Consider the following 23,961-nt stretch of genomic DNA (forward strand, 5'->3'; position numbering starts at 1 on the left):
CCGATCGGTCGGGGGTTCGAGTCCCTCCCGAGGAGCCATTCATCTGCTCCTGTAGCTCAGTCGGTAGAGCGTTTCCATGGTAAGGAAGAGGTCGCAGGTTCGATTCCTGTCGGGAGCACCATTACCTTTGGCCCGTTGGTGAAGTGGTTTAACACAGCAGCCTTTCACGCTGTCATTCAGGGGTTCGAATCCCCTACGGGTCACCATGTAATGAAGTGGGTCCCTGCAAAGGAAACGGAATGTGCTTCCAAGCATACGTGACTTTGTGGGGTGTTGTGGAGGCTTAGCTCAGCTGGGAGAGCATCTGCCTTACAAGCAGAGGGTCGGCGGTTCGATCCCGTCAGCCTCCACCATTCCATTCGTACCACTTCGTTGGTAGGAATTTGGGGAGATAGCGAAGTGGCTAAACGCGGCAGACTGTAAATCTGCTCCCTCTGGGTTCGGCGGTTCGAATCCGTCTCTCCCCACCATTTCCATTATCCATTGGGGTATCGCCAAGCGGTAAGGCAACGGACTTTGACTCCGTCATTCCTAGGTTCGAATCCTAGTACCCCAGCCATTTTCATGAGCCATTAGCTCAGTTGGTAGAGCATCTGACTTTTAATCAGAGGGTCGAAGGTTCGAGTCCTTCATGGCTCACCAGTTACTTTATCCCCAAACGTAAAAAGGATTTTCGGGGACCCCCAACAACAATGTGTGCCCTTAGCTCAGCCGGATAGAGCGTTTGACTACGAATCAAAAGGTCGGGAGTTCGAATCTCTCAGGGCACGCCATATTTGCAGAGGTGAGAGGTTAGGCGTGAGAACGTGATTCTCACTTCCCCCTCCCACATCTGAAGGTCAGAACGGGAAGTAGCTCAGCTTGGTAGAGTACTTGGCTTGGGACCAAGGGGTCGCAGGTTCGAATCCTGTCTTCCCGACCACTTCCGTACTCCCAAACCAATGTTGGGATTACCTGTGTTTTGGGGGACCTTGCTCACATGCGGGTGTAGTTCAATGGTAGAACTCCAGCCTTCCAAGCTGGATGCGTGGGTTCGATTCCCATCACCCGCTCCATTCCATCGTGTAAAACGGGCAGCCGCTTTTCGGTTGCTCGTTTTTTACTGTACGCCCCCCTTTCGTTTCGCGATCAATTCAATTGGACGTGTGCGCCCGAAGCGACCTGCAGGCAGCCGCCTGCAGTTTTTTTATGCAAATGGCTGTCGAGTTGAGTCATTTCCCTTCCCGAGGCTACAATAAGCGTGAGTGAACCAAGGGAAGGGGGCGCGTTCATGAACAAAAACATCAGCATCATCGGTGTACCGCTTGATTTGGGAGCAGACCGCCGCGGGGTGGACATGGGACCGAGTGCCATCCGTTATGCAGGCGTGGTCGCCCGTTTGGAAAAAATGGGTCTGAATATCCAGGACAAAGGGGATATCCCTGTTACCCGACCGCACACGTTTACCGAGACAGACAACCATAAGTACCTGGACGAAGTGGTGGAGGCGAACACCAGACTGGCCGAGGCCGTCAGCGGCATCATGGAGGAAGGGCGTTTTCCGCTGGTGCTGGGCGGCGACCACAGCATTGCGCTCGGCACGGTGGCCGGTGTCGCCAAGCACGTCAAAAACCTCGGCGTCATCTGGTTTGACGCTCACGGTGATTTGAACACAGGAGAAACGTCGCCCTCCGGCAACATTCACGGCATGCCGCTGGCCGCCAGCCTGGGGTACGGGCATGAGCGTCTGGTGCAGATCGGCGGCTTTGCGCCGAAGCTGAAGCCGGAGAATGTGGTGATTATTGGCGCGCGCGATTTGGATGCGGGCGAGCGCGAATTAATCAAACGAATCGGCTTGAAAGTGTTCACCATGCACGAAATCGACAAACTGGGCATGGCCCGCGTGATGGAGGAAGCGATTGCCCATGTGTCCAGGAACACCGATGGCGTCCACCTCAGCCTCGATCTGGACGGACTTGATCCGCACGATGCGCCGGGTGTGGGCACGCCGGTCATTGGCGGCATCTCCTACCGGGAAGGACATGTGGCGCTGGAGATGCTGGCTGACGCGGACATTCTCTGTTCCGCCGAGTTTGTGGAAGTGAACCCGATCCTCGACCGGGAAAACATGACCGCCCGTGTCGCCGTTGCCCTGATGAGTTCCGCCTTTGGAGACAAACTGCTGTAAGAAAAGAAGCGAGGGACCCGTGTGTTCCCTCGCCTTTTTCGTTTCCGCATCTTTACATCGGTGGGGGAAAGCGGTACATTCTAAGGATGGAGATGCAGTTTGTTCAACAGATGATCCAACTGCACGCTTAACTCCACCATTTCGGGCGTAATGGTTTCCTGTTCCTTGTACCGGTCGTTCAACTCTTTGCGCAGTTGTTCGATTTGGAGAAGAACATGCGGATCGTGCATGTGTTCCACTCTCCTTTACACCGTCAGGATAAGAGAGGTACCATCATTACTATATGGAGACAACCTGTCTCATTATTCCTGTATTTCCCACAAAAATGGCCAAGTAAACACGCCTCAAAACGAAACCATTTGCAGTACCATCCGTATAAAAGGATTACGGTATTGCGGGGAGGATCGCATGGATTTTGTAGAGAAACGGTTAACCCAGCGGGCGAAGCGAGGAGACCGCGAAGCCTTTGCCGAGTTAATCGAGATATATAAGGACAAGATATTTCAGCTTGCGTATCGCATGGTGGGAAACCGCGAGGATGCAGAGGACATCGCGCAGGAAACGTTTTTGCGGGTGTACGCCAACCTGCATGCCTACGACGAAAGTTACAAGTTCTCCACGTGGATCTACCGGATTGCGACCAATCTGTGCATTGACCGGGGAAGGAAAAAGCGGCCCGACTTTTCGCTCGACGAGGAAGTGGAGCCCGGGCAGGGCATGGATTGGTATTCGCGGCTGTCGTCCAACGAGAAGGGGCCGGAGGACAAAGTGGTGACGCAGGAGCTGCAGGAGACCGTACAGGACGCCCTTTCCCAACTGGCGCCGAAGTATCGGTCGATCATGATTTTGCGGTACATTGAAGATCTGTCGCTGCAGGAAATCAGCGATATTGTCAAGCTGCCGGTCACAACCATCAAGACGCGGATTCACCGCGGTCGGGAAGCCTTGCGCAGCAAGTTGCGATTTATGTAGGAAAGGAGAAAACCACGATGGAATGCCGAGAAATGATTGCGCTCATTCACGAGTTCCTGGACGGGGAGATTGACGAGCTGTCCAATCAGAAGCTGCAATCCCACCTGCAGGCCTGTGCAACCTGCCGACGGCACCTGCACGAACTGCAGCGGGCCATCGCCTTTGTCCAGAGCGCGTCTCATGTTCATGTCTCGCCGGATTTTACCGCTCGCGTTCTTGCGCAACTGCCGGCTCCTCCCAAGACAAGGCGTTTTTCCAACTGGCTGCGGAATCATCCGTTCCTCACGGCGGCGGCTGTCTTTCTCTTTTTGATGACCGGGAGCATGTTCGCCTCCTGGTTTGAGCAGGATGACACCCTGCAAATATCTTCGTCCAGCATGGATAAACTAAAAATCGACCGGGAGCGCAACGTGGTGGTCGTGCCCGCGGGAACAACCATCGACGGCGATCTGGTGGTGCGCAACGGCAATGTGGAAGTGCTGGGAAAAGTAAAAGGCAACGTGGTCGCCATCGAAGGCAAGGTGGTGCTGGCTTCCACCGCGCAGGTGGCGGGAAGCACCGAGTCGATCGAAGCGATCTTCGACTGGATTTGGTACGAAATGAAAAATCTTGGAAATGACTTGCTTCCTATCTTGCCATAGGAGAAAATAGAGAGTATAGTTACATGCAGCACGGCAGAAGCAGCCGTGCTTTTTCCGCAGGAGACGAGAGCAACTGCCTTGAGATGGAGCGAAATATGGGGGCTTCGTTTATGATTTCAATGGACTATGGGGATTTGCTGCGGTATGTGATCGATATTTCCCTCGTCACATACGTGATTTATAAACTCATCATGCTGATTCGCGGTACACGAGCGGTGCAATTGCTGAAAGGGATCATGGTCATCATCATCACCTGGCTGCTGAGCAAGTACTTCCAGCTCACGACGCTGCACTGGCTCATGTCGCAGGCGTTTACGTTCGGGGTGCTGGCCATCGTGATCATCTTTCAACCGGAACTGCGGCGCGCGCTGGAACAGTTGGGGCGGGGCAGACTCTTTTCCCGCTCCAGCAGCATGCAGGATGAAGAGACGGTGCGCCGGATGGTGCAGGAGGTCTGTAAATCGGTGACCTACATGGCCAAGCGGCGGATTGGCGCCTTGATCGTAATCGAACGGGAAACCGGCCTGAACGATTACGTGGAGACGGGGATTGGCATCAACGGGCGCGTCAGTTCGGAGCTGCTGATCAACATCTTCATCCCGAACACGCCGCTGCACGACGGGGCGGTGATCATGCGCAGGGACGTGATTCTCGCCGCTGCCTGTTACCTGCCTCTCTCTGAAAATACCTCCATTTCAAAAGAATTGGGGACGCGCCATCGCGCCGCCATCGGGGTCAGCGAAGTGTCTGACGGTCTGTCCATTGTCGTTTCCGAAGAGACGGGACACGTGTCGTTTGCCATGAACGGAGAAATGAGACGCAACCTGACAGAGGAGCAGTTGGCGGAATGCCTGACCGAACAACTGCAGCCTTCCTCGAAGAGCAAGTCCATGGCAAGTCGTTGGCAATGGAGGCGAAAACATGGATAAGTGGTTAAACAGTCATTGGTTTGCGCGAGCCATCGCCTTGATGCTGGCCATCATGATGTGGATGGTCGTCAACCTGGAAATGGATTCGACTCCTTCGACGGAGGCGAACCGGCCGCTCCTGATTGACGACATCGCCCTGCACGTCAAATACGACAGTGAGCGTTACTACGTGGTGAAACAGCCGAAAACGGTCAAAGTGGCGCTGGAGAGCAACAATCCCTTTTACCGCCATAATTTTCTCCCCTCCGATTCCTACGAGGTGTACGTGGATCTGCGCGACAAGGGGGCAGGGACCCACAAGGTGCCGGTCCAGTACAAGGGGTGGGAGGATGCCAAGGTGGGGATCATCCCCAACGTTGTTGAAGTCACGCTGGAAGAGAAAAAGACCGTGGAGCGCGAAGTTACTGTCGAGATGCTGGGACAGGTCGCGCCGGGGTACACGGCCGGCGAGCCGCTGGTCAAGCCGTTTAGGGCTTTGGTCCGGGTGCCGGAGAGCCAGGCTGACAGGGTGGCGGCGGTGAAGGCCTCCGTCGATGTCGAAGGGGCGACCTCGCCGATCAAAACGACTGTACCGCTCAAGGTGGTGGACAAATCGGGCAACGTCCTGCAGGCAGCGGAAGTCATCCCGCTCACCGTGGAGGTCAGCGTGCCGGTGACCAGCCCGTATGTCAAGGTCCCGATCAAATTGAACTTGACGAATGAAATGCCGGATGGCTATAGTTTGGCTAGTGTAGATATGAATGTGGAAGAGGTGACCGTATACGGACCGAAAGAAGTGATCGATGCACTCAAAACGAGCACGTATCCCGGGCCGGAGATCGATCTGAGCAGCATTACATCAGATCGCCTCTTGGAACTGAAGATACCGGTGTTGGAAAACATCGTGAATGTGGAACCCGAGTATTTGAAGGTGTCGCTGAAAGTGGTTCCGTCCACCACCAAACGTTTGGGGAAAATCCCGATCCGCATCAGCGGCCTCTCGGAAAACATGCAGGCGCGCGTGCTTTCGCCGGATGGTCGGGAGATGTCCACCATCGACTTCGACACGGTAGGAGCGCCGGAAGTGCTGCAGCAACTGGGGCCGGAAGACGTGCAGGTCGTCGCCGACGTCAGCAGCATGCCGGCCGGTGTGTATGAGGTTACCTTGAACTACATCTTCAACCAGCCGGATTACGTCAAGGTGGCGAAAACAGCACCGAAGAAGGTAACAGTGGAAATCACGAACAAGCGTAGCTAGACGAAAGCTGTTTGGTGTACAAGGAAGGAAATGAGGGACAAACATGGGGAAGTATTTCGGAACTGATGGTGTACGCGGAGTGGCCAATGCCCAGTTGACGCCTGAACTGGCATTTCGAATTGGGCGTGTCGGCGGTTACGTTCTGACCAGACACAAGCAGGAAGGCAAACCGAAAGTGGTGATTGGGCGCGACACCCGCATTTCGGGACAGATGCTGGAAAGCGCGCTGTTGGCAGGGCTGCTCTCGGTAGGAGCGGAGGTTGTCCGATTGGGCGTCATCTCCACGTCCGGCGTGGCGTATCTCACGCGGGCGCTGGGAGCGGATGCCGGCGTCATGATTTCCGCCTCCCACAATCCGTATCCGGACAACGGCATCAAGTTTTTCGGCAGCAACGGCTTCAAGCTGTCGGACGAGGTGGAAGCGGAAATCGAACAATATCTGGACGCGGAGGAAGACACGCTGCCTCGCCCGACCGGCGAGCACATCGGAACGGTGCTGGACTTCCTGGAGGGCGGTCAAAAGTACCTCTCCCACCTGAAGAGCACGGTTACGGAGCGCTTTGACGGCATGAAAGTGGTGCTCGATTGCGCCAATGGCGCGGTTTCTTCGCTAGCGGCCCGGCTGTTTGCCGACGTGGAGGCGGAGGTAATCACGATCGGCGCCAACCCGAACGGCGTCAACATCAACGAGCAGTGCGGCTCCACCCATCCGGAGCGCCTGCAGGAGGAAGTCGTGAAGCACAAGGCACACCTGGGCCTTTCCTTCGACGGCGACGCCGACCGCTGCATCGCGGTGGACGAAAACGGGGAGATCGTGGACGGCGACTACATCATGGCGATCTGCGCACGCGCCATGAAGGCGAAAGGCAAGCTGAACAACAACACGGTGGTCACGACCGTGATGGCCAACATGGGCTTCTTCAAAGGGATGGAAGAGTGCGGGATCAACACCACCAAAACGGCGGTGGGGGACCGGTACGTGGTCGAGGAAATGCTGCGCGGCGGCTACAATCTGGGCGGCGAGCAGTCCGGCCACATCATCTTCCTGGACTACAACACGACAGGGGACGGTTTGCTGACCGGCCTGCAGCTCCTCAACGTAGTCAAGGAGTCGGGCATGCCGCTGTCTGAACTGAAACAGGTGATGACCAAGTATCCGCAGATCCTGGTCAACGTCCGGGTCGAGGACAAGACGAAGCTGGCCGGCAACCAGGCGATTGAGCAGGCCATTCGCGAAGTGGAAGAGGAACTGGCTGGAAACGGCCGTGTCCTGGTCCGCCCGTCCGGAACCGAACCGATCGTGCGCGTCATGGCGGAAGGGCCGGACGAAGCGCAGTTGGAACAGTTGGTCAATCGGATCGCCGACGTCGTGAAACAGGAATTGGTATAATCGACCGGGGGAGTGGTACCATACCACTCCCCTCTGCATACAAGTAATAAGACAAAAGAATGATTGTCGCGTTCGCCAAACTGTGATACAGTTTTCATGTGCCATGGCAAATGTAAACAAAGGGGGAATTTGCCAAAGAAAACCGAATGTTGTCAGAATGACCAAAGAATGGTTGAAAGAAAGCGCCAGCACTGCGTTTGCCCGACACGGAGCGCAGTGGACGAGGAGGAGGTTTATCGAAGGTTCGGCGGATGCCTCCCGGTAGCTGTATCACTGCCGCGGAGCGCGGGAACAAAACAGCAGGGCGACCTGTTGGACAAAACCCGCGCATGATACACGAGAGGTTTTAGGGAAATCACGAGTGAAACGAAACCATATGGAATGGCGGGGGCACACCCCCCGTATCACAGACAGCGGGTTGTGTCCCCGTCACTGGAAAGGGGACAAACAATATGTGCGGAATTGTAGGATACATTGGCAATCGACAAGCGCAAGAGATCATCATCGGAGGTCTGCGCAAGCTGGAGTACCGCGGGTACGATTCGGCGGGGATCGCCGTTCTGACGGAACAGGGATTGCTTGTGGACAAAGCGAAAGGGCGTCTCTCCGTTCTGGAGGGCCGACTGGCCGCACAGCCGCTGGCCGGTAACGCGGGCATCGGGCATACGCGTTGGGCGACGCACGGCAAGCCGTCCGACGAAAACTCCCACCCGCATACCGATTCGGCCGTCAAATTTGCCGTCGTACACAACGGGATCATCGAAAACTTCCTGCCGATCAAGGAAGAGCTGATGGCCAAGGGCTACGTGTTCACGTCGGAGACGGATACGGAAGTGATCGCCCATCTGCTGGCCGATCTGTATGACGGTGACATCGTCTCCACGGTTCGCAAGGCCGTGAAGCGCATGCGCGGGGCGTACGCGCTGGGCATCATGACCGAGCACGAGCCGGATAAACTGGTCGCGGTCCGTCTGGCAAGCCCGCTGATCGTCGGTGTCGGAGAAGGCGAGAGCTTTATCGGCTCCGACATTCCGGCCCTGTTGGAACACACCCGCGACGTCTACATCCTCAACGAAGGGGAGATGGCCGTCCTCACCCGCGACGGCGTGGAACTGATGGATGCCGAGACCGGTGCCCAGATCGAACGGGAGCTGTTCCACGTGGAATGGGATCTGGTGCAGGCGGAAAAAGGCGGCTATGACTCGTTCATGCAAAAGGAAATCTACGAGCAGCCGCAGGCCGTCCGCGACACGATGGGCGCCCGCATTGACCAGGAGAACAAGCGCGTGGTGCTGCCGGAGCTGAAGATGAGCGACGAGGAACTGGCGGCGTACGACCGCATCTATATCGTCGCGTGCGGTACGTCCATGCACGCTGGCCTGGTCGGAAAAGAGGTCATCGAAAAGTGGACGCGCGTGCCGGTGGAAGTAGCGGTGGCCTCCGAGTTCCGCTACCGCGACCCGATCTACACCGACAAGACCCTGATGATCGTGATCAGCCAGTCCGGCGAAACGGCGGACACGCTGGCCGCCCTGCGCGAAGCGAAGAAGAGCGGCGTCAAGGTGTTGGCCATCACCAACGTGGTGGGCAGCTCCGTCGCCCGCGAAGCGGACGACGTGATCTTCACCTGGGCCGGTCCGGAAGTGGCGGTGGCGTCCACCAAGGCGTACACCAGCCAGGTCGTGGCGCTCTACCTGTTCGCGCTCTACTTTGCACAGGTCAAGGGCACGATGGCGGCTGCCGAGATCGCGAACGTGGTGGAACACCTGCAGCAGATTCCGGCGAAGATCAGCACGATCCTCGACAACGCCGAGCCGATCCGTCGCTTTGCCGAAAGCATCAAGGACGCGACCAGCCTGTTCTTCATCGGCCGCGGTCTGGACTACGCCGTGTCGCTGGAAGGCTCGCTCAAGCTGAAGGAGATCTCCTACATCCACTCCGAAGCGTACGCCGCCGGAGAACTGAAGCACGGCACCCTTGCGCTGATTGAAGACAACGTGCCGGTCGTGGCGCTGGCCACCCAGCCGGACATCTACGAAAAAATGGTCAGCAACATCGTCGAGGTAAAAGCCCGCGGCGCCCGCGTACTCGGCTTCGCCGTCGAAGGCGACCGCGAACTGGCCAAAACCGTGGACGATGTCATCCACATGCCGGCCACCCTGCCCATGTTGACGCCGATTCTGACCGTCATTCCATTGCAGCTGCTCGCGTACTACGCTTCCGTCGCCCGCGGTCTGGACGTTGATAAGCCGCGGAACCTGGCGAAGAGCGTGACGGTTGAGTAAGAAAAGGACGGAACCTGAGCAGTAGAAAGAAAATAAATCATGTCCACGAAGCCGAACGGTGTCAGGGTACACCCCTGATCACGGTTCGGCTTCATCTTTTGAAAACGGGCTGGATTGTGATCCTGGAGGTGACGGACGGGATAGTGAAATCACGTGAAGCTTGTTGTATGATAAAATATGAATATGGAACGTAAAAACACGGTCTGGTTGGTAGTCCAGACGCATTGGTAACTGTTGCCAATGTCAGTAACCTTCCCCCCTCGGGATGTCCATCGTTCCAATGATTTTGTGTTAGAGGGGGAATAAAAAGTGAAATTGACTGTTTTTCATGATGGTCAATTTTGGGTAGGTGTTGTAGAAGAAGTTGTTAACGGAAAGCTGAGAGCGGGCAGGTATTTGTTTGGCTCTGAGCCAAAGGACCAGGAAGTACTTGAATTTGTTAACACAAAATTATTGGAGTTCATGAGCGGGTTGTCAGAACACCTATCTGTTGAAAAACGTCAACCTAGAAAAATAAACCCGAAACGATTGGCAAGGCAGGCAGCCCGTGAAATGAAAGCGAATGGAGTGTCGACGTACGCCCAGGCGGCACTTCAGTTGGAGTACGAGAAACGAAAAAAAGAAAAACAAATCCTAAGCAAAGCCAGACGGGAAGAACTCAAGGAATATAAGAGAGAACTCAAGCGAAAAAAAGCAAAAGAAAAACACCGTGGAAGGTGAACGGGACTGACCCCCGTCCGTAGGACAGGGATCAAAACACCTTAGTTTTTTAAGCAGCCAGTTGCCGATATTGAATCGGTGACTGGTTGTTTAGTTTCATTTGAATGCGAATTGGGTTATAGTAATGAATGTAGTCTTGCACAATCTGTTCAACGATGGCAATATCTTCGAGATAGAATGTTTCATACTTTAGTGACGAGTGCCGATTGGATTGGCAAACGGCTGTGTATTTCGTTGATTTTTCCATCGATAATTTAATAGCTGGAACGAGCAATACCTAGCCATTTGCATGTTTGTTTTACAGTGACCTCTCCCTTTAAAGCATCCATCCACTGAACTGCGGCTTCTGGTGACACCTCCTTTCCGGCTCCTTGTACTTTTTTAAGACATCCAATTATTGCTGTAAGTAACGATTTCCTTGTCTTAACCTTTCAACTTCCGTGGCAAACTCTGGTCCTTTTCCGTATGCGTACTGTTTGCCTACCGGTTGTGCAAAACGGTGAGTTTCGCCATTTCTGTACCAACGTAACCATGTGTTTACCTGCGTTTTGTTCTTAATACAAAGTTGCTCCATAACTTCACTCACGGGAATATAATTTCTTGAAGGTGTTTTGATTTGCCTCAAGATATGGGGTCAGTTCATGTCGACAAACCCTGGTCGACAGTCTTTTTTCTGACGTAAGCACGAATACGTCTACGACGAGTATTACGATTGCTACATTTGCCCGAACAACGCAGTGTTGAGCTACGAAACGACGACCAAGGAAGGTTATCGCATCTACCGGTCCAATCCGGAGGTATGCCGCCATTGTCCGTTATTGACACAGTGTACGGAAAGCAAGGATTGCACCAAGCGGATCAGCCGCCATATTGGGGCGCATTATCTGGAAGAAGTTATCATTTGCGGCACACGGAAACGAACAGACACATTTACGAACAGCGGAAAGAAACGATTGAACGGGTGTTCGCAGATTTGAAGGAGAAGCATGGCATGCGATGGACGACCTTGCGGGGGATACGGAAGGTCACCATGCAGGCGATGCTTACGTTTGCTGCGATGAATCTGAAAAAACTGGCGATCTGGCTGTGGAGGAAGGATCGACCAGCAGATCGCGACAGGTGGGTTGGCTTGATTTTCATCTTTTCAACGACAAAACTCCCACTGCGTTGGAGCGCATGTGGGAGTTTGTCTGCAATCTGAAACCATGCCTCTGGCATGGTTTTTTTCTTTAGCTGAAATGCTCCAGCACCACTTTGCCGATCATTCTTCCGGACTCGATGAGCGCATGAGCTTTGCGGAGATTAGCGGCGTTGATGGGAGACAGCTTTTCTGTAGCGGTCGTCCGAATCACTCCTTGATCGATCAAATCGGCCAAAGCGTTCAGCAGGTGATGCTGCTCAATCATATCCTCCGTTTGGAACATCGGGCGAGTGAACATCAGCTCATACACGAAGGTGACGCTTTTCTGCTGCAACAGGGAGATGTTGACCGGCTCATCCGTTTCGACGATCGAGCAGATTTTGCCTTGAGGTGCGATGGCGTCGATCATGTTCTTCCAGTGTTTTTCTGTGGTATTCAAGCAAAAGATATAGTCGACATGGCTATACCCCAGCGCTTGGAGTTGAGGGACAAATGGTTCAAAGTGATTGATGACCGCATCCGCACCCAGCTCTTTCACCCATTTGACCGATTCAGGCCGGGAAGCTGTGCCGATGACCGAAAGACCGGCATGCTTGGCGAGTTGTGTGGCGATAGAGCCCACGCCTCCGGCGGCGCCGATGATTAGAATCGTTTTTCCGGCATTCTGGTCGGCGTCTTTGGAGATACCCAAGCGATCATGCAACGCTTCCCAGGCGGTAATTCCGGTCAAAGGCAGAGCGGCTGCCTCGGCGAAATCCAGCGAAGTGGGTTTACGGCCAACGATCCGTTCGTCAACCAGGTGAAATTCGCTGTTACCTCCGGGACGGGTGATGCTGCCAGCATAATACACGGCGTCCCCAGGCTTAAACAAGGTCACGTCCGGACCTACCTCTTCAACGATCCCTGCAACGTCCCAACCGATCACTCGGGGAGAAGACTCCACTTGGCTTTTGGGCTTTCGCACTTTCGTGTCGACCGGATTGACGGAGATGGCGTGAACCTTGACCAGCAGATCTCTACCGGTTGGCACAGGTCTGTCAATTTCGACATCCATCAAACTCTCCGGGTGATCGATGGGTAAATAGTTATAGAAACCAACGGCTTTCATTGTATTTTTAGACATGGTTTGCTACCTCCTTTTTTATTGTTAATGTAAATGTAATACGCTAAAATGTGAAGTACGCACATTAATGTGATGTAGTACACATTTGTATACTATTGCGGAGGGATGCGGCAATGCGGAATCGCAAAAGCGGTTATGGCTTTTGTCCAAACGATGAAGCCTGTCCGGTGGAGTTCACGCTGGACGTAATCGGCGGGAAATGGAAAGGGGTCCTGTTATATCATTTGATGAACGGGCCGATTCGATTTAACGAATTTCGCCGAATTTGCCCAGGGATTACCCAACGGATGCTGACGCTGCAGCTTCGCGAACTGGAGGAGGATGGCGTCGTTCATCGCGAGGTATACCACCAGGTACCTCCGAAGGTGGAGTACTCCTTAACGGAATTTGGCAGAACCTTGATTCCGATCATTCAGCAAATGAAGGAATGGGGTGAAACCTACAAGAAGACGGCTCCGTTCCTAAACAAGATGAAAGGACAAGGTTGATCTGTTCTATAAAATATAGAAGCAGTTGCAAGGGACCTGAGAAATCGGGTCCTTTTTGGTGTTCTAGCAAAAAATGGTTCCAGACTTTTTTATCACCTTGAGAAAGTCTCGATGACATTGAATGTCATCGGGACTTTATTTTCGCTACATTGACGAGGATGCTTGTAATTTTTTTGGGTATGTAATAAAATCTGGTGGAATTTTTATGGAAAAGTTCCCGATAAATGGTGTGGGTTTAGTGATAAGAATTCACTAAAACTCAACTTTCGAGCGGGGGAGGTAGTTTCACGTCGAAAACAATAAATTCTTACAGTCCGATCATTATGTGATGTTAAAGCGTATTAGACAGAGTAGTTTTTTGAATATTTATTCCGGTTTTTCAAGGATATGCGATAATTGCTGCTGTGATTCATGCTGATATTCCTCCAGGAGGGAAGAACAATGCAAAACCCTAGTTGGCGTTTTTTTATGGGAAAGCAGACAGGAATGAAGTCAGCAGGAATTGTCGTAGGACCAGGAAAAGACGGTGTCAATGCGCTCAAACTAGCGGATCAACTTTCATCCATCGGCACGAACGTCTATGTCTCGATGACCGAAACGGCTGCTAGATATTTTAACGAGAGCGTATTCACAGAAGTGGCGAAATGTCATGGGGTCCTCACTCCTGAAAACAATGTCGTTGCGGATGTTGACATCGTCGTGGACACAGGTGCGTTGTTTGAAAAGGATGGATGGGACAAAGAGAGCATTCGCGCACGTGAGCGTTTATGTAAAAGAAAGCAAAATCCTGTGATCTGGATTCAAGACGGAGCGATGCAGAGTATCTGGAAGTTGGATATGGTTACTCATCATGAGGAAATCTGGCTTTTGAAAGGAGCGGCCCGAAAAGAGAGATCCCTATCATATGAAGAAATCGTAATGGAAGCCATGCGGACCTTACTGGGCAAACGAAATGGGGATTTTACCGGTATCAAAGTCATTGTTACCGGGGGAGGAACGATTGAGCCCATCGACCCGGTACGACACATTACGAATAGATCTTCAGGCAAAATGGGGAAGTCTTTGGCGGAAGTTTTTAGAGATCGGGTGGCGGACGTAGTTTTCATATGCACAAATCGAACACTAGGTTCGCCGATTGGAACGGAATTTATCCATGTCGATGATGTAGAGTCACTCAGACGAGAAGTGCTTCGCCAGAGTGATAGTGCCGAGATTTTAGTAATGGCTGCTGCTGTCTCAGATTATCGATGCAAAGAACGAAGCACCACGAAAATAAAAAAGACGTCTCAACCACTTCATCTGGAGCTTGTCCCCATTCCTAATTTTATGAAGGAAGTGCCCAAGGGGGTATTTAAGGTTGGTTTTGCCGCCGAGACTGATCCAAACCTGGAAGGAGCCAAAAGGAAGCTGCTTGACAGGGGGTTTGATCTTCTTTGTCTGAATGACGTCTCTCGTTCAGATGCGGGATTTGAGGTGGATACCAATCAGGTGATGATCGTTGGCCCGGAAGGTACCAGGCATACGACGCGCCTGGAAAACAAATATTTGGTGGCATGGCAGATCGTTGACGAAATACAAAAGTGCCTGAGAGAATCAGCCAACGTTTAGTTGCTATTGCCAATGAAGTCCGCAGGAAGCCCAGGTCAAACGTTTACAGCACGGTAGTAGGTGGCAAAGCATTACCACTACAGGAATGCTGTCAGGAAATTGTCCAGGAAGCCGAGCGTGGCAGCAGAGAGCTGCCTTGATCCATGCTGGGCTTCTTTTTCTTTACGGGAAGGAATTGTTATGAAATAGTAACAAGAAAACATTTGACAAGCCTATCAATTCATATGATAATTACTGTGACTGATAATCATTATCAACCTAGGTTGCGGACTTAACTTCTGTTTTTCTTTTCCTATGGGTAATACCGGACCTTACATTGATAATGGATGTAATCTACAAGATAGGGTGGGAATCACGAACATGGCAGCGAAGCGGTTTGCATTCAGAAGTTTCGTACTGGCTTTTCTTATGGCCGGTGTTTTAGCGGGATGCTCAGGCGGCAACTCGGCAACTCCAAACGAAAGCAAGGCGCCTGCAGCACAAACGGAAACGACCAACAAGGATGCGGAAACGGCACAATTTCCAATTACCATTGAACATGCCTTCGGAAAAACGGTAATCGAGAAAAAACCGGAGCGGGTCGTGACGATTGCATGGGCAAACCATGACGTTGCGCTTGCGCTGGGAGTCGTGCCGGTCGGTTTCTCCGCGGCCAACTACGGCGTCCAGGACGACAGCGGATTGCTGCCGTGGACGAAGAAAAAACTGCAGGAGCTTGGCGTAACAAATCCGAATGTTTTCAAGGATACGGACGGGCTGGACTTCGAGGCGATCTCCGATGCCAATCCGGACGTGATTCTTGCGGCATACTCCGGCATCACCCAGGAGGAATACGATACGCTCTCCCAAATTGCTCCGGTCGTTGCCTATCCCAAAACGCCGTGGGTGATTACGTGGCGTGAGCAAATTCGCATGAATGCCGCCGGAATGGGCATTCCGGCCAAGGGCGAGCAGCTGATTAAAGATGTCGAAAAGCTCATCGCTGACAAGGTTGCGCAGCATCCGGAATTAAAAGGCGTGAAAGCGGCATTTACGTATTTCTCGCCGTCTGATTTGTCCAGCTTCTATATTTATTTGCCCGGTGATCCGCGCGGGGAGTTTTTGCAAGAATTGGGTATGGTCTTTCCGGAAAACATCAACAAATACGTGAAACCGGACAGCGGCTTTGCGTTGAGTTTAAGCGCGGAAAACGCCGATGCGTTACGTGATGCCGACATTTTGGTGGCTTATGGCGATGAAGCGCTGTTAAAGGCGCTGCAGGCGGACCCTGTATTCGGCAAGATTCCGGCCATTAAGCGGGGGTCCATGGTGTTGATACCGGACGGCACGCCGCTGGCGGCAGCAGGCAATCCCAATCCGCTTTCGATCGAATACACATTGGATGAATATCTGTCGCTGATCGTCAAAGCTGTAGCGAAAATTAAACAATAAAATGGAGTCCGCATAGATGGAACGCAACCGTTTTTATCCGAAATCGTTCATCCCTGTGCTCGTCATCTTTCTTGTGTTGTTCGTGCTGGGGATTATCGCTTCCTTTATGTTTGGAGCACGTTCCTTGACATTGCAGGAAGTGATCGACGGGTTGATGAAGCATCAAGGGGAAATCTATGAAACGAGCGTCGTGCAAAAGCGTGTCGTCCGCACCATTTTCGCCTTGTGCTGCGGTGCGGCACTTGGCATAGCGGGGGTGCTCATGCAATCCGTCACGCGCAACCCCATCGCGGATCCGAGTATTCTCGGCGTTAACAACGGGGCGGCATTGTTTGTCGTATGCGGCATGGCATTTTTTCAGATCAATACGGCCAGTCAGTATATTTGGTTTGCTTTAGCGGGCGCTGTGCTTACAGCGATATTCGTTTTTGGCATCGGTTCTCTGGGGCGTGGCGGTGCTACGCCTCTTAAACTTGTACTGGCGGGGGCGGCCACGAGTGCTGCCTTCTCCTCCCTGGTCACCGCTGTGATGATTCCGCGTTCCTATGTGATGGATCAGTTTCGATTTTGGCAGGTGGGCAGTGTCGGCGCCGGCACGTGGGATTCGCTCGTCCTGCTGCTGCCCTTTCTTCTGACGGGTGTTCTTATAGCCGTCATCACCGCCCCGGCGTTAAATGCTTTGGCGCTTGGGGAGGAAATGGCAACCGGCCTTGGAGTGAAAACGAGTCTGCTCAGGCTTGTTGCGGCGTTTGCGGGCGTCATCTTATGCGGCGCCACCACTGCGGTTGCCGGTCCCATCGGGTTCGTCGGACTTCTGGCCACCCATGTGATGCGGATGCTGTTGGGGCCGGATTTGCGCTACTTAATCCCGATGTCCGCCCTTTCAGGGGCTGTCATCTTAACCGTTTCCGATGTACTTGGCAGATTAATCGGCAGACCGGGTGAATTGGAGGTAGGGGTGCTGACTGCCTTTCTCGGCGCTCCCCTGCTGATCATTCTAACGATGAAAGCGAAAGTGCGTTCACTATGAATCAGACGACGATTGATCTTATTAAAAAAGGCAGGATTCGCCGCAGAGGCAGATGGATAGCTGTGACGACGGCATTGGCCGTGCTTACGGTGGCTTTATGCTGTGCCATGCTCTTGCTGGGCAATACGATCTATCCTGTGCGTGATGTGGCGGCTGTACTGTTGGGAGAAGAGGTAAAAGGTGCGACATTCGCAATCAAAACGATTCGCTTGCCGCGCATGCTGGCCGGTTTGTTTGCGGGCTTTGCCTTTGGCATCGCCGGCTATGTATTTCAAACGATGCTGCGAAATCCGCTGGCCAACCCGAATGTGATCGGGATTACTGCCGGTTCGAGCGCGGCGGCTGTTTTTTGCATCGTCGTTTTGCAGAGCAGCGAAACCGTGACTTCCGTCGCATCGATCATCGCCGGATTACTGACGGTCCTCATCATTTACGGATTGGCCAGGGGAAAAACGTTTTCTATCGGTCGGCTGATTTTGGTCGGCATCGGGATGCAGGCGATGTGCAACTCCATTATTACCTATTTAATGTTGATCGCCAAGGAACACAATCTTTCTTCTGCGGTGCGCTGGCTTACGGGAAGTTTAAACGGGGTGAAGATGGAAGAATTGCCTGTGCTGATGATTTCCTTCCTGGTGCTGGTGCCGCTGATTTGCGTGCTTGGCCGATCGTTAATGGTGCTGGAACTGGGCGAACAAATGGCGACGGCATTGGGGGTCAAAACGGACCGGACACGTGTGCTCCTCATCGTTAGTGCCGTGGTGCTGTCAGCGATTGCCACGGCGATTACCGGACCGATTGCTTCGGTGGCGTTTCTCGCCGGTCCGATTGCCGTTCGTTTGGTCGGTACTGGCACCGCCAACAGCATACCCGCCGGCCTGGTTGGGGCTGTGTTGGTGTTGGCCGCGGATTTGGTGGGGCAATTCGCCTTTGAAGTCAAATTCCCCGTGGGCATCATCACGGGAATCATCGGAGCGCCTTATTTGTTGTACCTGTTAGTGCGAATGAATCGAAAGGGGGCGTTTTAAACGATGAAGAGCCATACCTTTCAGGCCAAACAGCTTGTTGCCGGTTATGGCGACAAAAAGATTTTAGACGGCATCAGCCTGCAAATTCCCAGCAATCAAATCAGCGTCATTATCGGAGCAAACGGATGCGGCAAATCGACGCTGTTAAAGACGCTGGCCCGGATCATCAAACCGCTGTCAGGCGAGATATTGTTGGACGGCCAACCGATTCATTCGTTCCCGTCGAAACAGCTGGCTCGGGTGTTGGGCTTGCTGCCGCAATCGCCCATCGTTCCGGAGGGCATTACAGTGGCCGATTTGGTCGGGCGCGGCCGCTTTCCCCATCAATCGCTGTTTGGAACATGGAGCAAGAAAGACTACGAAGCGGTTGCGGAAGCCATGGAGATTATGGACATCACGGCATTGGCCAACCGCCATGTGGATGAGCTGTCGGGCGGTCAGCGTCAACGGGTTTGGATTGCGATGGCATTGGCGCAGCAGACGGATATGTTATTTCTGGACGAACCGACCACCTATTTGGATATCACTTTCCAGATCGAAATTCTGGATCTGTTGACGGATTTAAACCGCAAATACGGCACGACCATCGTCATGGTCTTGCATGATATCAACTTGTCGGCGCGGTATGCGGATTATGTGTTTGCGCTGCGTCAAGGCAAACTGGTCGCCGAAGGCAAACCGTCCGAAGTGATTACCAGTCAATTAATCAAAGACGTTTTCGGGCTGGATTGTATGATTGTTCGAGCCCCTGTATCGGGCGCTCCTTCGGTCGTGCCGATTGGCCGCCATCATGCCGGCGAAACATTTGTGCTGGAGGCGAGCAGATGAACGCACAAGATTTGTACGACGTGACGATTATCGGCGCCGGACCGGCAGGCCTCTATTCCGCCTTTTATGCGGGCCTGCGGGAAATGAAAACGAAAATTATCGAGTATCACTCGTTTCTGGGCGGCAAAGTCAATGTGTATCCGGAGAAACTCATTTGGGACGTGGGCGGCCTGACGCCCGTGACGGGAGAGCAGTTAATCCGCCAATTAATCAAACAGGGAACGACGTTTGATCCTACAATCGTGCTCAATGAAAAAGTGGTGTCGATCGACAAGGAGGGGGATATTTTTACGCTTCATACGGGGTCCGGGCAGATTCATTATTCCAAAACGGTGATTATTGCCATCGGCAGCGGAATCGTAAAGCCGATCAAGCTGCAGCTGGACGGAGCGGAAAAATTTGAAGTGACCAACCTGCATTATACAGTGAAGTCTCTGGCGCGCTTCCACAATAAAACGATTCTTATTTCCGGAGGAGGCAACTCGGCGCTGGATTGGGCCAACGAATTGAGTGATGTGGCGAAAAAGGTTTATCTCACGTATCGAAAAGATGCGCTGAAAGGCCACGAAGCGACAATTACCAAAATAAAAAAGAACGGCGTTGTTTGCTTGTTAAACACGGAGATTGAACGGTTGATCGCCTCTGACGATCACTCGGTCATTGAGCGCGTCGTGCTGCGCAATCATGAGGAAAATGCCGTATCTGAACTGAATGTCGATGAAGTGATTGTCTGCCACGGCTTCGAGCACGAAAAAGAACTGATTAAAAACAGCAAAGTCGATATTCGCATGAGGGATGAATATTGTATTGACGGCACGCCATTAAGTGAAACGTCGGTGCCTGGCATCTTCGCCGCCGGTGATATTTTAAAACATGACGGAAAGCTGTTTCTGATCGCCGGTGCCTTCCAGGATGCGGCCAATGCCGTCAATCGCGCGAAGCAGTATATTTCACCGGACGCTACTTCATATGGCATGGTTTCTTCACATAACGACCGATTCAATGAAAAAAATAAAGAACTGAAGAAGCTCATGTTCAAATAGCATAGAACTCTTGTCAGGCCTCATTGGTCCCTGTGTTTGCAGGGTAATGATGCCGGACAAACGCAAAGAGCCTCCACCCGCCGTAAAGACGGGAGGAGGCTCATAATTATTTTGCAGATTGCAGAGAAAGCAGATGCTCGGCCAGCCGATTCATGGTCGATTGGGCACCCTCGATTGCACCAACATCTTGGATAGTCTGATTCAGCGCTTCGACCGTTGGGAATTGCATGGTCATCGTCAAAAGCGTCGACTGCCCCTGCTCCTCCAGGGTAACCGTGACCCGAAAGTGTTCATCGTTCTCGAAATCCCCGTGTTTGTATACGATTCGCTGCGGGGCTTGTATCTCTAAAAACGTAATGAGGTTGTCGTAGTCGGTCCCGTCCGGTCCATGCATGACGTAGCGCCATACGCCTCCGGGTCTGACGTCGATTTCCTGTACGGTGACGGTGAACCCTTGAGGCCCCCACCATTGGGGCAAATGATGCGGGTCCGTCCATGCCTGAAATACCAATTCGCGCGGCGCCTGAAAGGTTCTGGAGATGATGAGGTTCCGTCCTTCGACGGTGACAGCAGTTTGATTCATTGTTTTTCCCCCCAAAGGATAGTTATTATGCGGGCTATTCTTTGGTGTCGGGATTTGCCGATTGGCTTTGCAATCGGTTCAGATAATCATCCAACTGGTTAAACCGATCATCCCATATGCGGCGGCACGATTCTACCCAGGCTTCGAGTTCAAAAAACGGCTCGGGCCGCAGCTTGTAGATTCGTCGGTTCGCATCGGCCTGCGCCGTGACGAGTCCGGCTTCGCTCAACACGCGCAAATGCTTGGATGCTTGCGGCTGCCTCAGTCCGGTTCGTGCAGCGATTTCTCCGACGGTAAGCGGACCTTCCCGCAACAGTTCAACGATGTGAAAGCGATTCCGTTCGGCCAGCGCGGCAAAAATCGAAATGTCCATGAGCTACAAACGGATCACCCCTTTTCCTACATTTGGAATTGTGTGTATTATACCCGATAAGGAATATTCTTGTAAAGGAATATTTAAGGCGGGAAAGGGAGGAGGATCGGTGGGACAACCCCTCATTCACACGCAACACTATCTCCATCCCTAGTCAAAATCGACCGGACTCTCTCCGGCTAGATCGCGCTCGGAGATTAAAAGTGATATGGGCTGATTATTTCGATAAGCAACGCAAGAACAATTGAAAACACGATGGATACCGCCATTTGTTTCGGTTCTTTGTAAAAAATCACGCACAAAACAGCATACATAATGAGTTCGTCAATATAATTGATGTCCAGATAAAATGCGCCAATTGATAAAGAAAGACTTAACATCAGTCCCATGGGCAAGGCCGGCAAGATATAAGCGAGACGTGTATGATTTTTGGCTAACCAAACAATGCTGCCCAAAAAGGGAGATAATAGTGCAATACTGCCCCACAGCATAAAATATTTGGTCGGAAAAAAACCGAACAAGTATGCTGAATACAGGTAATAACTGATCAGCACCCCTGCAAAGAATACAAAGGTATTGATCGCGGCCCTGATGATTGTTTTACTGTACGCGGCTATCATTGCAGCGATCAATACCCAGATTCCTAATCGGGAAAGAATTTGCGAACAATAGTGGAAGACATCGGCTTGCCAACTCCCATCGACTGCAACCGTGTCTAAATACTTGGAGATTGTACCCAAGAGCGCACCAACGAGTACACATTTCATATAGTCGGGCATCATTTTTTTCACCGTCATCATTTTTCCACCTCAACAGCGTTGCAACAATTCCTCTCATTATATCATGTCGTACATATAGAACATGTCCCGCCAAGTGGCAGAACTTTGACGCCGGGCAGTCCCCTGGCCACCATCCAGCGGTCGTTCCTTGAAAACTGCGGTCTGAGCGCATGCGATCCGTCCCAATATGCAACAAGCACTGTCGAGGAGTTCTGAACCGGGTCGTAGAAGGAAATGATCGTTCACCTCGAATACAGATATGGTTAACCGATTAACGATTCGATAGGTACTTATAAAAGGCGAACGATACGATGTCAATGGTCCTCCCACTTGGTCGCACACCATGTGATACAATGTTGTGCAGATGGAAATGGGGAAGAATAAGAAAATAAAGTCAATGAAAGGGATTGCCAATGCCTTGTACACACGAATTTGGAATTCTTGATGAAGTTGACAAAAGAACCGTATTCAGTTATGAGCCGCACAAATACAATTGTATTTCGGTTGACGATGATTTGATCAATGACTTGCTTCCACATTTATCGATAATGAAAACCTACTTCCATAAATTAGAACGCCCTGAATTTGGGTTGGCTCGGTGGGGAATTACGATTATTCCTGCTGAATCACTGACTTTGTTTTTGGATGTAGTGTTATCATCTAAAAAATCGTATGAACTTCAGGAATTGGCCTTAAAAATTGTCCAGGCAAAAGAACAAGGCAAATGGATGATCCATTTTGGGATCTGAAGCCAGATTCCATTGTGCTTCTGACGGAGAAAAAACATTTTGATGATCATCGCGGCTAACGATGAGAAAGAATCTTGTCGGTGTCGGATACTTCATAGATTAAGGGAGATACACAATGGCAAAGGCAATGGTATTGTTTCTGGCGGCAGGCTTGGCAGAAATCGGGGGCGGGTATCTCGTTTGGCTGTGGCTGCGGGAATCCAAACCGATGTGGGTCGGAGTGCTGGGAGGGGTTATCCTCGTTTTGTACGGGATCATTCCCACCCTGCAAAGCTTTCCCAACTTTGGCCGCGTGTACGCTGCTTACGGCGGGGTGTTTATTGTGTTGGCGGTGTTCTGGGGATGGTTGGTGGACAGGAAAATGCCCGATCTCTATGACTGGATCGGAGCGTTGATATGCATGGTGGGGGTTTCTATCATGTTGTGGGCACCGCGATCTTGAGGACAAACGGAAAAGTAACAATTAGTAAACGTTTCTGCAATGTCTGTTACTGATTTACTGATGAAACGAGCTAAGGAATTACTTCTTGGCTCGTTTTGTTTATGATACCTGCTTATTCAGTGAAATACTTGTAATACGCAATGTCGCCACGCTGGTCAATGCAGGAACTCGAAGCATCGAGGGGACAAGGTGGCGTCATAAGGGGTATAATGGACAAACAGTTTAACGAATGGAGTGAAGAATCATGAAAAGACGGGTAATATTGGATTTGGCCGTTACTTTAGACGGTTTTATCGAAGGGAAAAATGGGGAAGTGGATTGGTGCATTATGGACCCTGAGATGGGGTTTACGGATTTCTTACATCAGATTGATACGATTTTTTACGGGAGAAAGAGCTATGACATATGGGGGCAATTTGCTCAAGGAATGAATGGTATGGATCTATCTGATACCGAGAAAGAAATGTGGGAACTAATCCATAGTAAAGAAAAATATGTGTTTTCCCGAACGCAAAAAGGAACGGATGATAAAGTCAAATATATAAACAGTAATATCCTTGAGGAAGTAAATAACATAAAGAATAAGCCTGGCAAAGACATTTGGCTGTATGGAGGAGCAAATCTCATTACCACTTTCATTAACTTAGGGCTTGTTGACGAATTTAGACTATCGGTCCATCCTGTTATTTTAGGTGAGGGCAAACCGTTGTTTATTGATATCAAACAAAGGGTGAATGTAAAGTTGGTTCAAACGAGAACATTCTCCTCTGGCATTGTGCAACTCATCTATCATTCGATAAAGGAACCATCTTCTTCCCAGTGACCTGTACCTCCAATTTGACTCCCTGGAGCAAGCGCCGAACCAAACGGGCTGGCGCCATGTTCCTGGATATGGCTTTACCCCTTCCTTTCTATGAAGAAATATCCCCAAAATGATGAACACGTATCGTTGGGTTTTTGTTCCGATCGGTTTC

24 protein-coding genes, 9 tRNA genes and 1 pseudogene are annotated in these 23,961 nt (G+C 51.8%); 28 read left to right on the forward strand and 6 right to left on the reverse strand.

Going from position 1 to position 23,961, the window contains the following annotated elements; genetic code table 11:
* Positions 1-45 precede the first annotated feature (45 nt).
* The 10 genes from M516_RS0104685 (at position 46) to rocF (ending at position 2,167) form a co-directional block, all read left to right on the forward strand.
* Positions 46-121, forward strand: a tRNA-Thr gene (locus M516_RS0104685).
* A gap of 8 nt (positions 122-129) precedes the next feature.
* Positions 130-206 (forward strand) — tRNA-Glu (locus M516_RS0104690).
* A gap of 71 nt (positions 207-277) precedes the next feature.
* Positions 278-353 (forward strand) — tRNA-Val (locus M516_RS0104695).
* A gap of 32 nt (positions 354-385) precedes the next feature.
* Positions 386-470, forward strand: a tRNA-Tyr gene (locus M516_RS0104700).
* A 14-nt stretch (positions 471-484) separates the two neighbouring features.
* Positions 485-559 (forward strand) — tRNA-Gln (locus M516_RS0104705).
* A gap of 7 nt (positions 560-566) precedes the next feature.
* Positions 567-642: transfer RNA gene (locus M516_RS0104710), tRNA-Lys, on the forward strand.
* A 54-nt stretch (positions 643-696) separates the two neighbouring features.
* A tRNA-Arg gene (locus M516_RS0104715) sits at positions 697-773 on the forward strand.
* 72 nt (positions 774-845) lie between these two features.
* Positions 846-922 (forward strand) — tRNA-Pro (locus M516_RS0104720).
* Positions 923-981: 59 nt separating this feature from the next.
* Positions 982-1,055 (forward strand) — tRNA-Gly (locus M516_RS0104725).
* A 215-nt stretch (positions 1,056-1,270) separates the two neighbouring features.
* Positions 1,271-2,167 (forward strand): arginase, encoded by an 897-nt coding sequence (gene rocF / locus M516_RS0104730; RefSeq protein WP_029098101.1) that lies wholly within the window; start codon positions 1,271-1,273, stop codon positions 2,165-2,167.
* 80 nt (positions 2,168-2,247) lie between these two features.
* On the opposite strand, the gene M516_RS0104735 is transcribed toward rocF, so the two are convergent.
* A complete protein-coding gene (locus M516_RS0104735; protein WP_029098102.1) occupies positions 2,248-2,397 on the reverse strand; it encodes an aspartyl-phosphate phosphatase Spo0E family protein in 150 nt (49 codons plus the stop codon).
* Positions 2,398-2,575: 178 nt separating this feature from the next.
* On the opposite strand from M516_RS0104735, the gene sigW reads away from it, so the two are divergent.
* The 7 genes from sigW (at position 2,576) to M516_RS0104770 (ending at position 10,341) form a co-directional block, all read left to right on the forward strand.
* Positions 2,576-3,139 (forward strand): RNA polymerase sigma factor SigW, encoded by a 564-nt coding sequence (sigW, locus tag M516_RS0104740; RefSeq protein ID WP_029098103.1) that lies wholly within the window; start codon positions 2,576-2,578, stop codon positions 3,137-3,139.
* Positions 3,140-3,156: 17 nt separating this feature from the next.
* On the forward strand, positions 3,157-3,780 hold the full coding sequence (locus tag M516_RS0104745) for a zf-HC2 domain-containing protein (RefSeq protein ID WP_029098104.1): 624 nt from the start codon (positions 3,157-3,159) through the stop codon (positions 3,778-3,780).
* A 110-nt stretch (positions 3,781-3,890) separates the two neighbouring features.
* Positions 3,891-4,709: a diadenylate cyclase CdaA gene (gene cdaA, locus M516_RS0104750; RefSeq protein ID WP_029098105.1), complete on the forward strand. Its 819-nt coding sequence runs from the start codon at positions 3,891-3,893 to the stop codon at positions 4,707-4,709.
* The gene (locus M516_RS0104755; protein ID WP_029098106.1) at positions 4,702-5,946 is read left to right on the forward strand and encodes a CdaR family protein; all 1,245 of its coding nucleotides are present in this window, start codon (positions 4,702-4,704) and stop codon (positions 5,944-5,946) included. The genes cdaA and M516_RS0104755 overlap by 8 nt, the downstream gene beginning before the upstream one ends.
* A 43-nt stretch (positions 5,947-5,989) precedes the next feature.
* A complete protein-coding gene (glmM, locus tag M516_RS0104760) occupies positions 5,990-7,336 on the forward strand; it encodes a phosphoglucosamine mutase (RefSeq protein ID WP_029098107.1) in 1,347 nt (448 codons plus the stop codon).
* A gap of 452 nt (positions 7,337-7,788) precedes the next feature.
* Positions 7,789-9,621 carry a glutamine--fructose-6-phosphate transaminase (isomerizing) gene (gene glmS / locus M516_RS0104765; RefSeq protein ID WP_029098108.1) on the forward strand — a complete coding sequence of 611 codons (1,833 nt, stop codon included), beginning with the start codon at positions 7,789-7,791 and terminating at the stop codon, positions 9,619-9,621.
* A 309-nt stretch (positions 9,622-9,930) separates the two neighbouring features.
* Entirely contained in the window at positions 9,931-10,341 is a 411-nt protein-coding gene (locus M516_RS0104770; RefSeq protein WP_029098109.1) for a YjdF family protein, read from the forward strand.
* Between the two features lie 49 nt (positions 10,342-10,390).
* Here M516_RS0104770 and M516_RS26290 read toward each other — a convergent pair whose 3' ends face one another.
* Positions 10,391-10,588: an IS3 family transposase gene (locus M516_RS26290; RefSeq protein ID WP_152523343.1), complete on the reverse strand. Its 198-nt coding sequence runs from the start codon at positions 10,586-10,588 to the stop codon at positions 10,391-10,393.
* A gap of 430 nt (positions 10,589-11,018) precedes the next feature.
* On the opposite strand from M516_RS26290, the pseudogene M516_RS0104775 reads away from it, so the two are divergent.
* Positions 11,019-11,542: pseudogene (locus M516_RS0104775) on the forward strand (transposase); the annotation flags it as partial.
* Positions 11,543-11,570: 28 nt separating this feature from the next.
* Here M516_RS0104775 and M516_RS0104780 read toward each other — a convergent pair.
* Positions 11,571-12,605, reverse strand: coding sequence for a zinc-binding alcohol dehydrogenase family protein (locus tag M516_RS0104780; protein ID WP_029098111.1), 1,035 nt, complete (start codon positions 12,603-12,605; stop codon positions 11,571-11,573).
* Positions 12,606-12,718: 113 nt separating this feature from the next.
* Here M516_RS0104780 and M516_RS0104785 point away from each other — a divergent pair, with 113 nt between their 5' ends.
* The 7 genes from M516_RS0104785 (at position 12,719) to M516_RS0104815 (ending at position 20,061) form a co-directional block, all read left to right on the forward strand.
* Positions 12,719-13,093, forward strand: a complete 375-nt coding sequence (locus M516_RS0104785) for a winged helix-turn-helix transcriptional regulator (protein ID WP_029098112.1) — start codon at positions 12,719-12,721, stop codon at positions 13,091-13,093.
* 441 nt (positions 13,094-13,534) lie between these two features.
* The gene (locus tag M516_RS24260; protein WP_051188102.1) at positions 13,535-14,701 is read left to right on the forward strand and encodes a phosphopantothenoylcysteine decarboxylase domain-containing protein; all 1,167 of its coding nucleotides are present in this window, start codon (positions 13,535-13,537) and stop codon (positions 14,699-14,701) included.
* 360 nt (positions 14,702-15,061) lie between these two features.
* On the forward strand, positions 15,062-16,132 hold the full coding sequence (locus M516_RS0104795; RefSeq protein ID WP_029098113.1) for an iron-siderophore ABC transporter substrate-binding protein: 1,071 nt from the start codon (positions 15,062-15,064) through the stop codon (positions 16,130-16,132).
* Between the two features lie 16 nt (positions 16,133-16,148).
* Positions 16,149-17,162, forward strand: coding sequence for a FecCD family ABC transporter permease (locus tag M516_RS0104800; RefSeq protein WP_029098114.1), 1,014 nt, complete (start codon positions 16,149-16,151; stop codon positions 17,160-17,162).
* Positions 17,159-18,190 carry a FecCD family ABC transporter permease gene (locus tag M516_RS0104805; RefSeq protein ID WP_029098115.1) on the forward strand — a complete coding sequence of 344 codons (1,032 nt, stop codon included), beginning with the start codon at positions 17,159-17,161 and terminating at the stop codon, positions 18,188-18,190. The genes M516_RS0104800 and M516_RS0104805 overlap by 4 nt, the downstream gene beginning before the upstream one ends.
* Positions 18,191-18,193: 3 nt before the next feature.
* Entirely contained in the window at positions 18,194-19,018 is an 825-nt protein-coding gene (locus M516_RS0104810) for an ABC transporter ATP-binding protein (RefSeq protein ID WP_029098116.1), read from the forward strand.
* Positions 19,015-20,061 (forward strand): NAD(P)/FAD-dependent oxidoreductase, encoded by a 1,047-nt coding sequence (locus M516_RS0104815; RefSeq protein WP_029098117.1) that lies wholly within the window; start codon positions 19,015-19,017, stop codon positions 20,059-20,061. The genes M516_RS0104810 and M516_RS0104815 overlap by 4 nt, the downstream gene beginning before the upstream one ends.
* Before the next feature lie 106 nt (positions 20,062-20,167).
* Here M516_RS0104815 and M516_RS0104820 read toward each other — a convergent pair whose 3' ends face one another.
* The 3 genes from M516_RS0104820 to M516_RS0104830 all read right to left on the reverse strand — a co-directional run bounded on the left by M516_RS0104820 (position 20,168) and on the right by M516_RS0104830 (position 21,817).
* Positions 20,168-20,644 (reverse strand): SRPBCC family protein, encoded by a 477-nt coding sequence (locus M516_RS0104820; protein WP_029098118.1) that lies wholly within the window; start codon positions 20,642-20,644, stop codon positions 20,168-20,170.
* Between the two features lie 34 nt (positions 20,645-20,678).
* On the reverse strand, positions 20,679-21,017 hold the full coding sequence (locus M516_RS0104825; protein ID WP_029098119.1) for an ArsR/SmtB family transcription factor: 339 nt from the start codon (positions 21,015-21,017) through the stop codon (positions 20,679-20,681).
* 197 nt (positions 21,018-21,214) lie between these two features.
* Positions 21,215-21,817 carry a hypothetical protein gene (locus tag M516_RS0104830; protein ID WP_029098120.1) on the reverse strand — a complete coding sequence of 201 codons (603 nt, stop codon included), beginning with the start codon at positions 21,815-21,817 and terminating at the stop codon, positions 21,215-21,217.
* Positions 21,818-22,209: 392 nt separating this feature from the next.
* Between M516_RS0104830 and M516_RS0104835 the strand changes: the two genes are divergently transcribed.
* The 3 genes from M516_RS0104835 to M516_RS0104845 all read left to right on the forward strand — a co-directional run bounded on the left by M516_RS0104835 (position 22,210) and on the right by M516_RS0104845 (position 23,810).
* Positions 22,210-22,545: a hypothetical protein gene (locus tag M516_RS0104835; RefSeq protein WP_029098121.1), complete on the forward strand. Its 336-nt coding sequence runs from the start codon at positions 22,210-22,212 to the stop codon at positions 22,543-22,545.
* Positions 22,546-22,660: 115 nt separating this feature from the next.
* Positions 22,661-22,987, forward strand: a complete 327-nt coding sequence (locus tag M516_RS0104840; protein ID WP_029098122.1) for a YnfA family protein — start codon at positions 22,661-22,663, stop codon at positions 22,985-22,987.
* 244 nt (positions 22,988-23,231) lie between these two features.
* The gene (locus tag M516_RS0104845; RefSeq protein WP_029098123.1) at positions 23,232-23,810 is read left to right on the forward strand and encodes a dihydrofolate reductase family protein; all 579 of its coding nucleotides are present in this window, start codon (positions 23,232-23,234) and stop codon (positions 23,808-23,810) included.
* The last annotated feature ends 151 nt before the right edge of the window (positions 23,811-23,961 follow it).

The organism is Brevibacillus thermoruber 423 (genome assembly GCF_000454065.1).
GTDB classification, from domain to species: domain Bacteria; phylum Bacillota; class Bacilli; order Brevibacillales; family Brevibacillaceae; genus Brevibacillus; species Brevibacillus thermoruber.

What these genes read in the sequence shown, in the direction of transcription:
- rocF (WP_029098101.1), top strand. Translation starts at nt 1,271, where the DNA reads ATGAACAAAAACATCAGCATCATCGGTGTACCGCTTGATTTGGGAGCA.
- M516_RS0104735 (WP_029098102.1), bottom strand. Translation starts at nt 2,397, where the DNA reads ATGCACGATCCGCATGTTCTTCTCCAAATCGAACAACTGCGCAAAGAG.
- sigW (WP_029098103.1), top strand. Translation starts at nt 2,576, where the DNA reads ATGGATTTTGTAGAGAAACGGTTAACCCAGCGGGCGAAGCGAGGAGAC.
- M516_RS0104745 (WP_029098104.1), top strand. Translation starts at nt 3,157, where the DNA reads ATGGAATGCCGAGAAATGATTGCGCTCATTCACGAGTTCCTGGACGGG.
- cdaA (WP_029098105.1), top strand. Translation starts at nt 3,891, where the DNA reads ATGATTTCAATGGACTATGGGGATTTGCTGCGGTATGTGATCGATATT.
- M516_RS0104755 (WP_029098106.1), top strand. Translation starts at nt 4,702, where the DNA reads ATGGATAAGTGGTTAAACAGTCATTGGTTTGCGCGAGCCATCGCCTTG.
- glmM (WP_029098107.1), top strand. Translation starts at nt 5,990, where the DNA reads ATGGGGAAGTATTTCGGAACTGATGGTGTACGCGGAGTGGCCAATGCC.
- glmS (WP_029098108.1), top strand. Translation starts at nt 7,789, where the DNA reads ATGTGCGGAATTGTAGGATACATTGGCAATCGACAAGCGCAAGAGATC.
- M516_RS26290 (WP_152523343.1), bottom strand. Translation starts at nt 10,588, where the DNA reads ATGGAAAAATCAACGAAATACACAGCCGTTTGCCAATCCAATCGGCAC.
- M516_RS0104780 (WP_029098111.1), bottom strand. Translation starts at nt 12,605, where the DNA reads ATGTCTAAAAATACAATGAAAGCCGTTGGTTTCTATAACTATTTACCC.
- M516_RS0104785 (WP_029098112.1), top strand. Translation starts at nt 12,719, where the DNA reads ATGCGGAATCGCAAAAGCGGTTATGGCTTTTGTCCAAACGATGAAGCC.
- M516_RS24260 (WP_051188102.1), top strand. Translation starts at nt 13,535, where the DNA reads ATGCAAAACCCTAGTTGGCGTTTTTTTATGGGAAAGCAGACAGGAATG.
- M516_RS0104795 (WP_029098113.1), top strand. Translation starts at nt 15,062, where the DNA reads ATGGCAGCGAAGCGGTTTGCATTCAGAAGTTTCGTACTGGCTTTTCTT.
- M516_RS0104800 (WP_029098114.1), top strand. Translation starts at nt 16,149, where the DNA reads ATGGAACGCAACCGTTTTTATCCGAAATCGTTCATCCCTGTGCTCGTC.
- M516_RS0104805 (WP_029098115.1), top strand. Translation starts at nt 17,159, where the DNA reads ATGAATCAGACGACGATTGATCTTATTAAAAAAGGCAGGATTCGCCGC.
- M516_RS0104810 (WP_029098116.1), top strand. Translation starts at nt 18,194, where the DNA reads ATGAAGAGCCATACCTTTCAGGCCAAACAGCTTGTTGCCGGTTATGGC.
- M516_RS0104815 (WP_029098117.1), top strand. Translation starts at nt 19,015, where the DNA reads ATGAACGCACAAGATTTGTACGACGTGACGATTATCGGCGCCGGACCG.
- M516_RS0104820 (WP_029098118.1), bottom strand. Translation starts at nt 20,644, where the DNA reads ATGAATCAAACTGCTGTCACCGTCGAAGGACGGAACCTCATCATCTCC.
- M516_RS0104825 (WP_029098119.1), bottom strand. Translation starts at nt 21,017, where the DNA reads ATGGACATTTCGATTTTTGCCGCGCTGGCCGAACGGAATCGCTTTCAC.
- M516_RS0104830 (WP_029098120.1), bottom strand. Translation starts at nt 21,817, where the DNA reads ATGATGACGGTGAAAAAAATGATGCCCGACTATATGAAATGTGTACTC.
- M516_RS0104835 (WP_029098121.1), top strand. Translation starts at nt 22,210, where the DNA reads ATGCCTTGTACACACGAATTTGGAATTCTTGATGAAGTTGACAAAAGA.
- M516_RS0104840 (WP_029098122.1), top strand. Translation starts at nt 22,661, where the DNA reads ATGGCAAAGGCAATGGTATTGTTTCTGGCGGCAGGCTTGGCAGAAATC.
- M516_RS0104845 (WP_029098123.1), top strand. Translation starts at nt 23,232, where the DNA reads ATGAAAAGACGGGTAATATTGGATTTGGCCGTTACTTTAGACGGTTTT.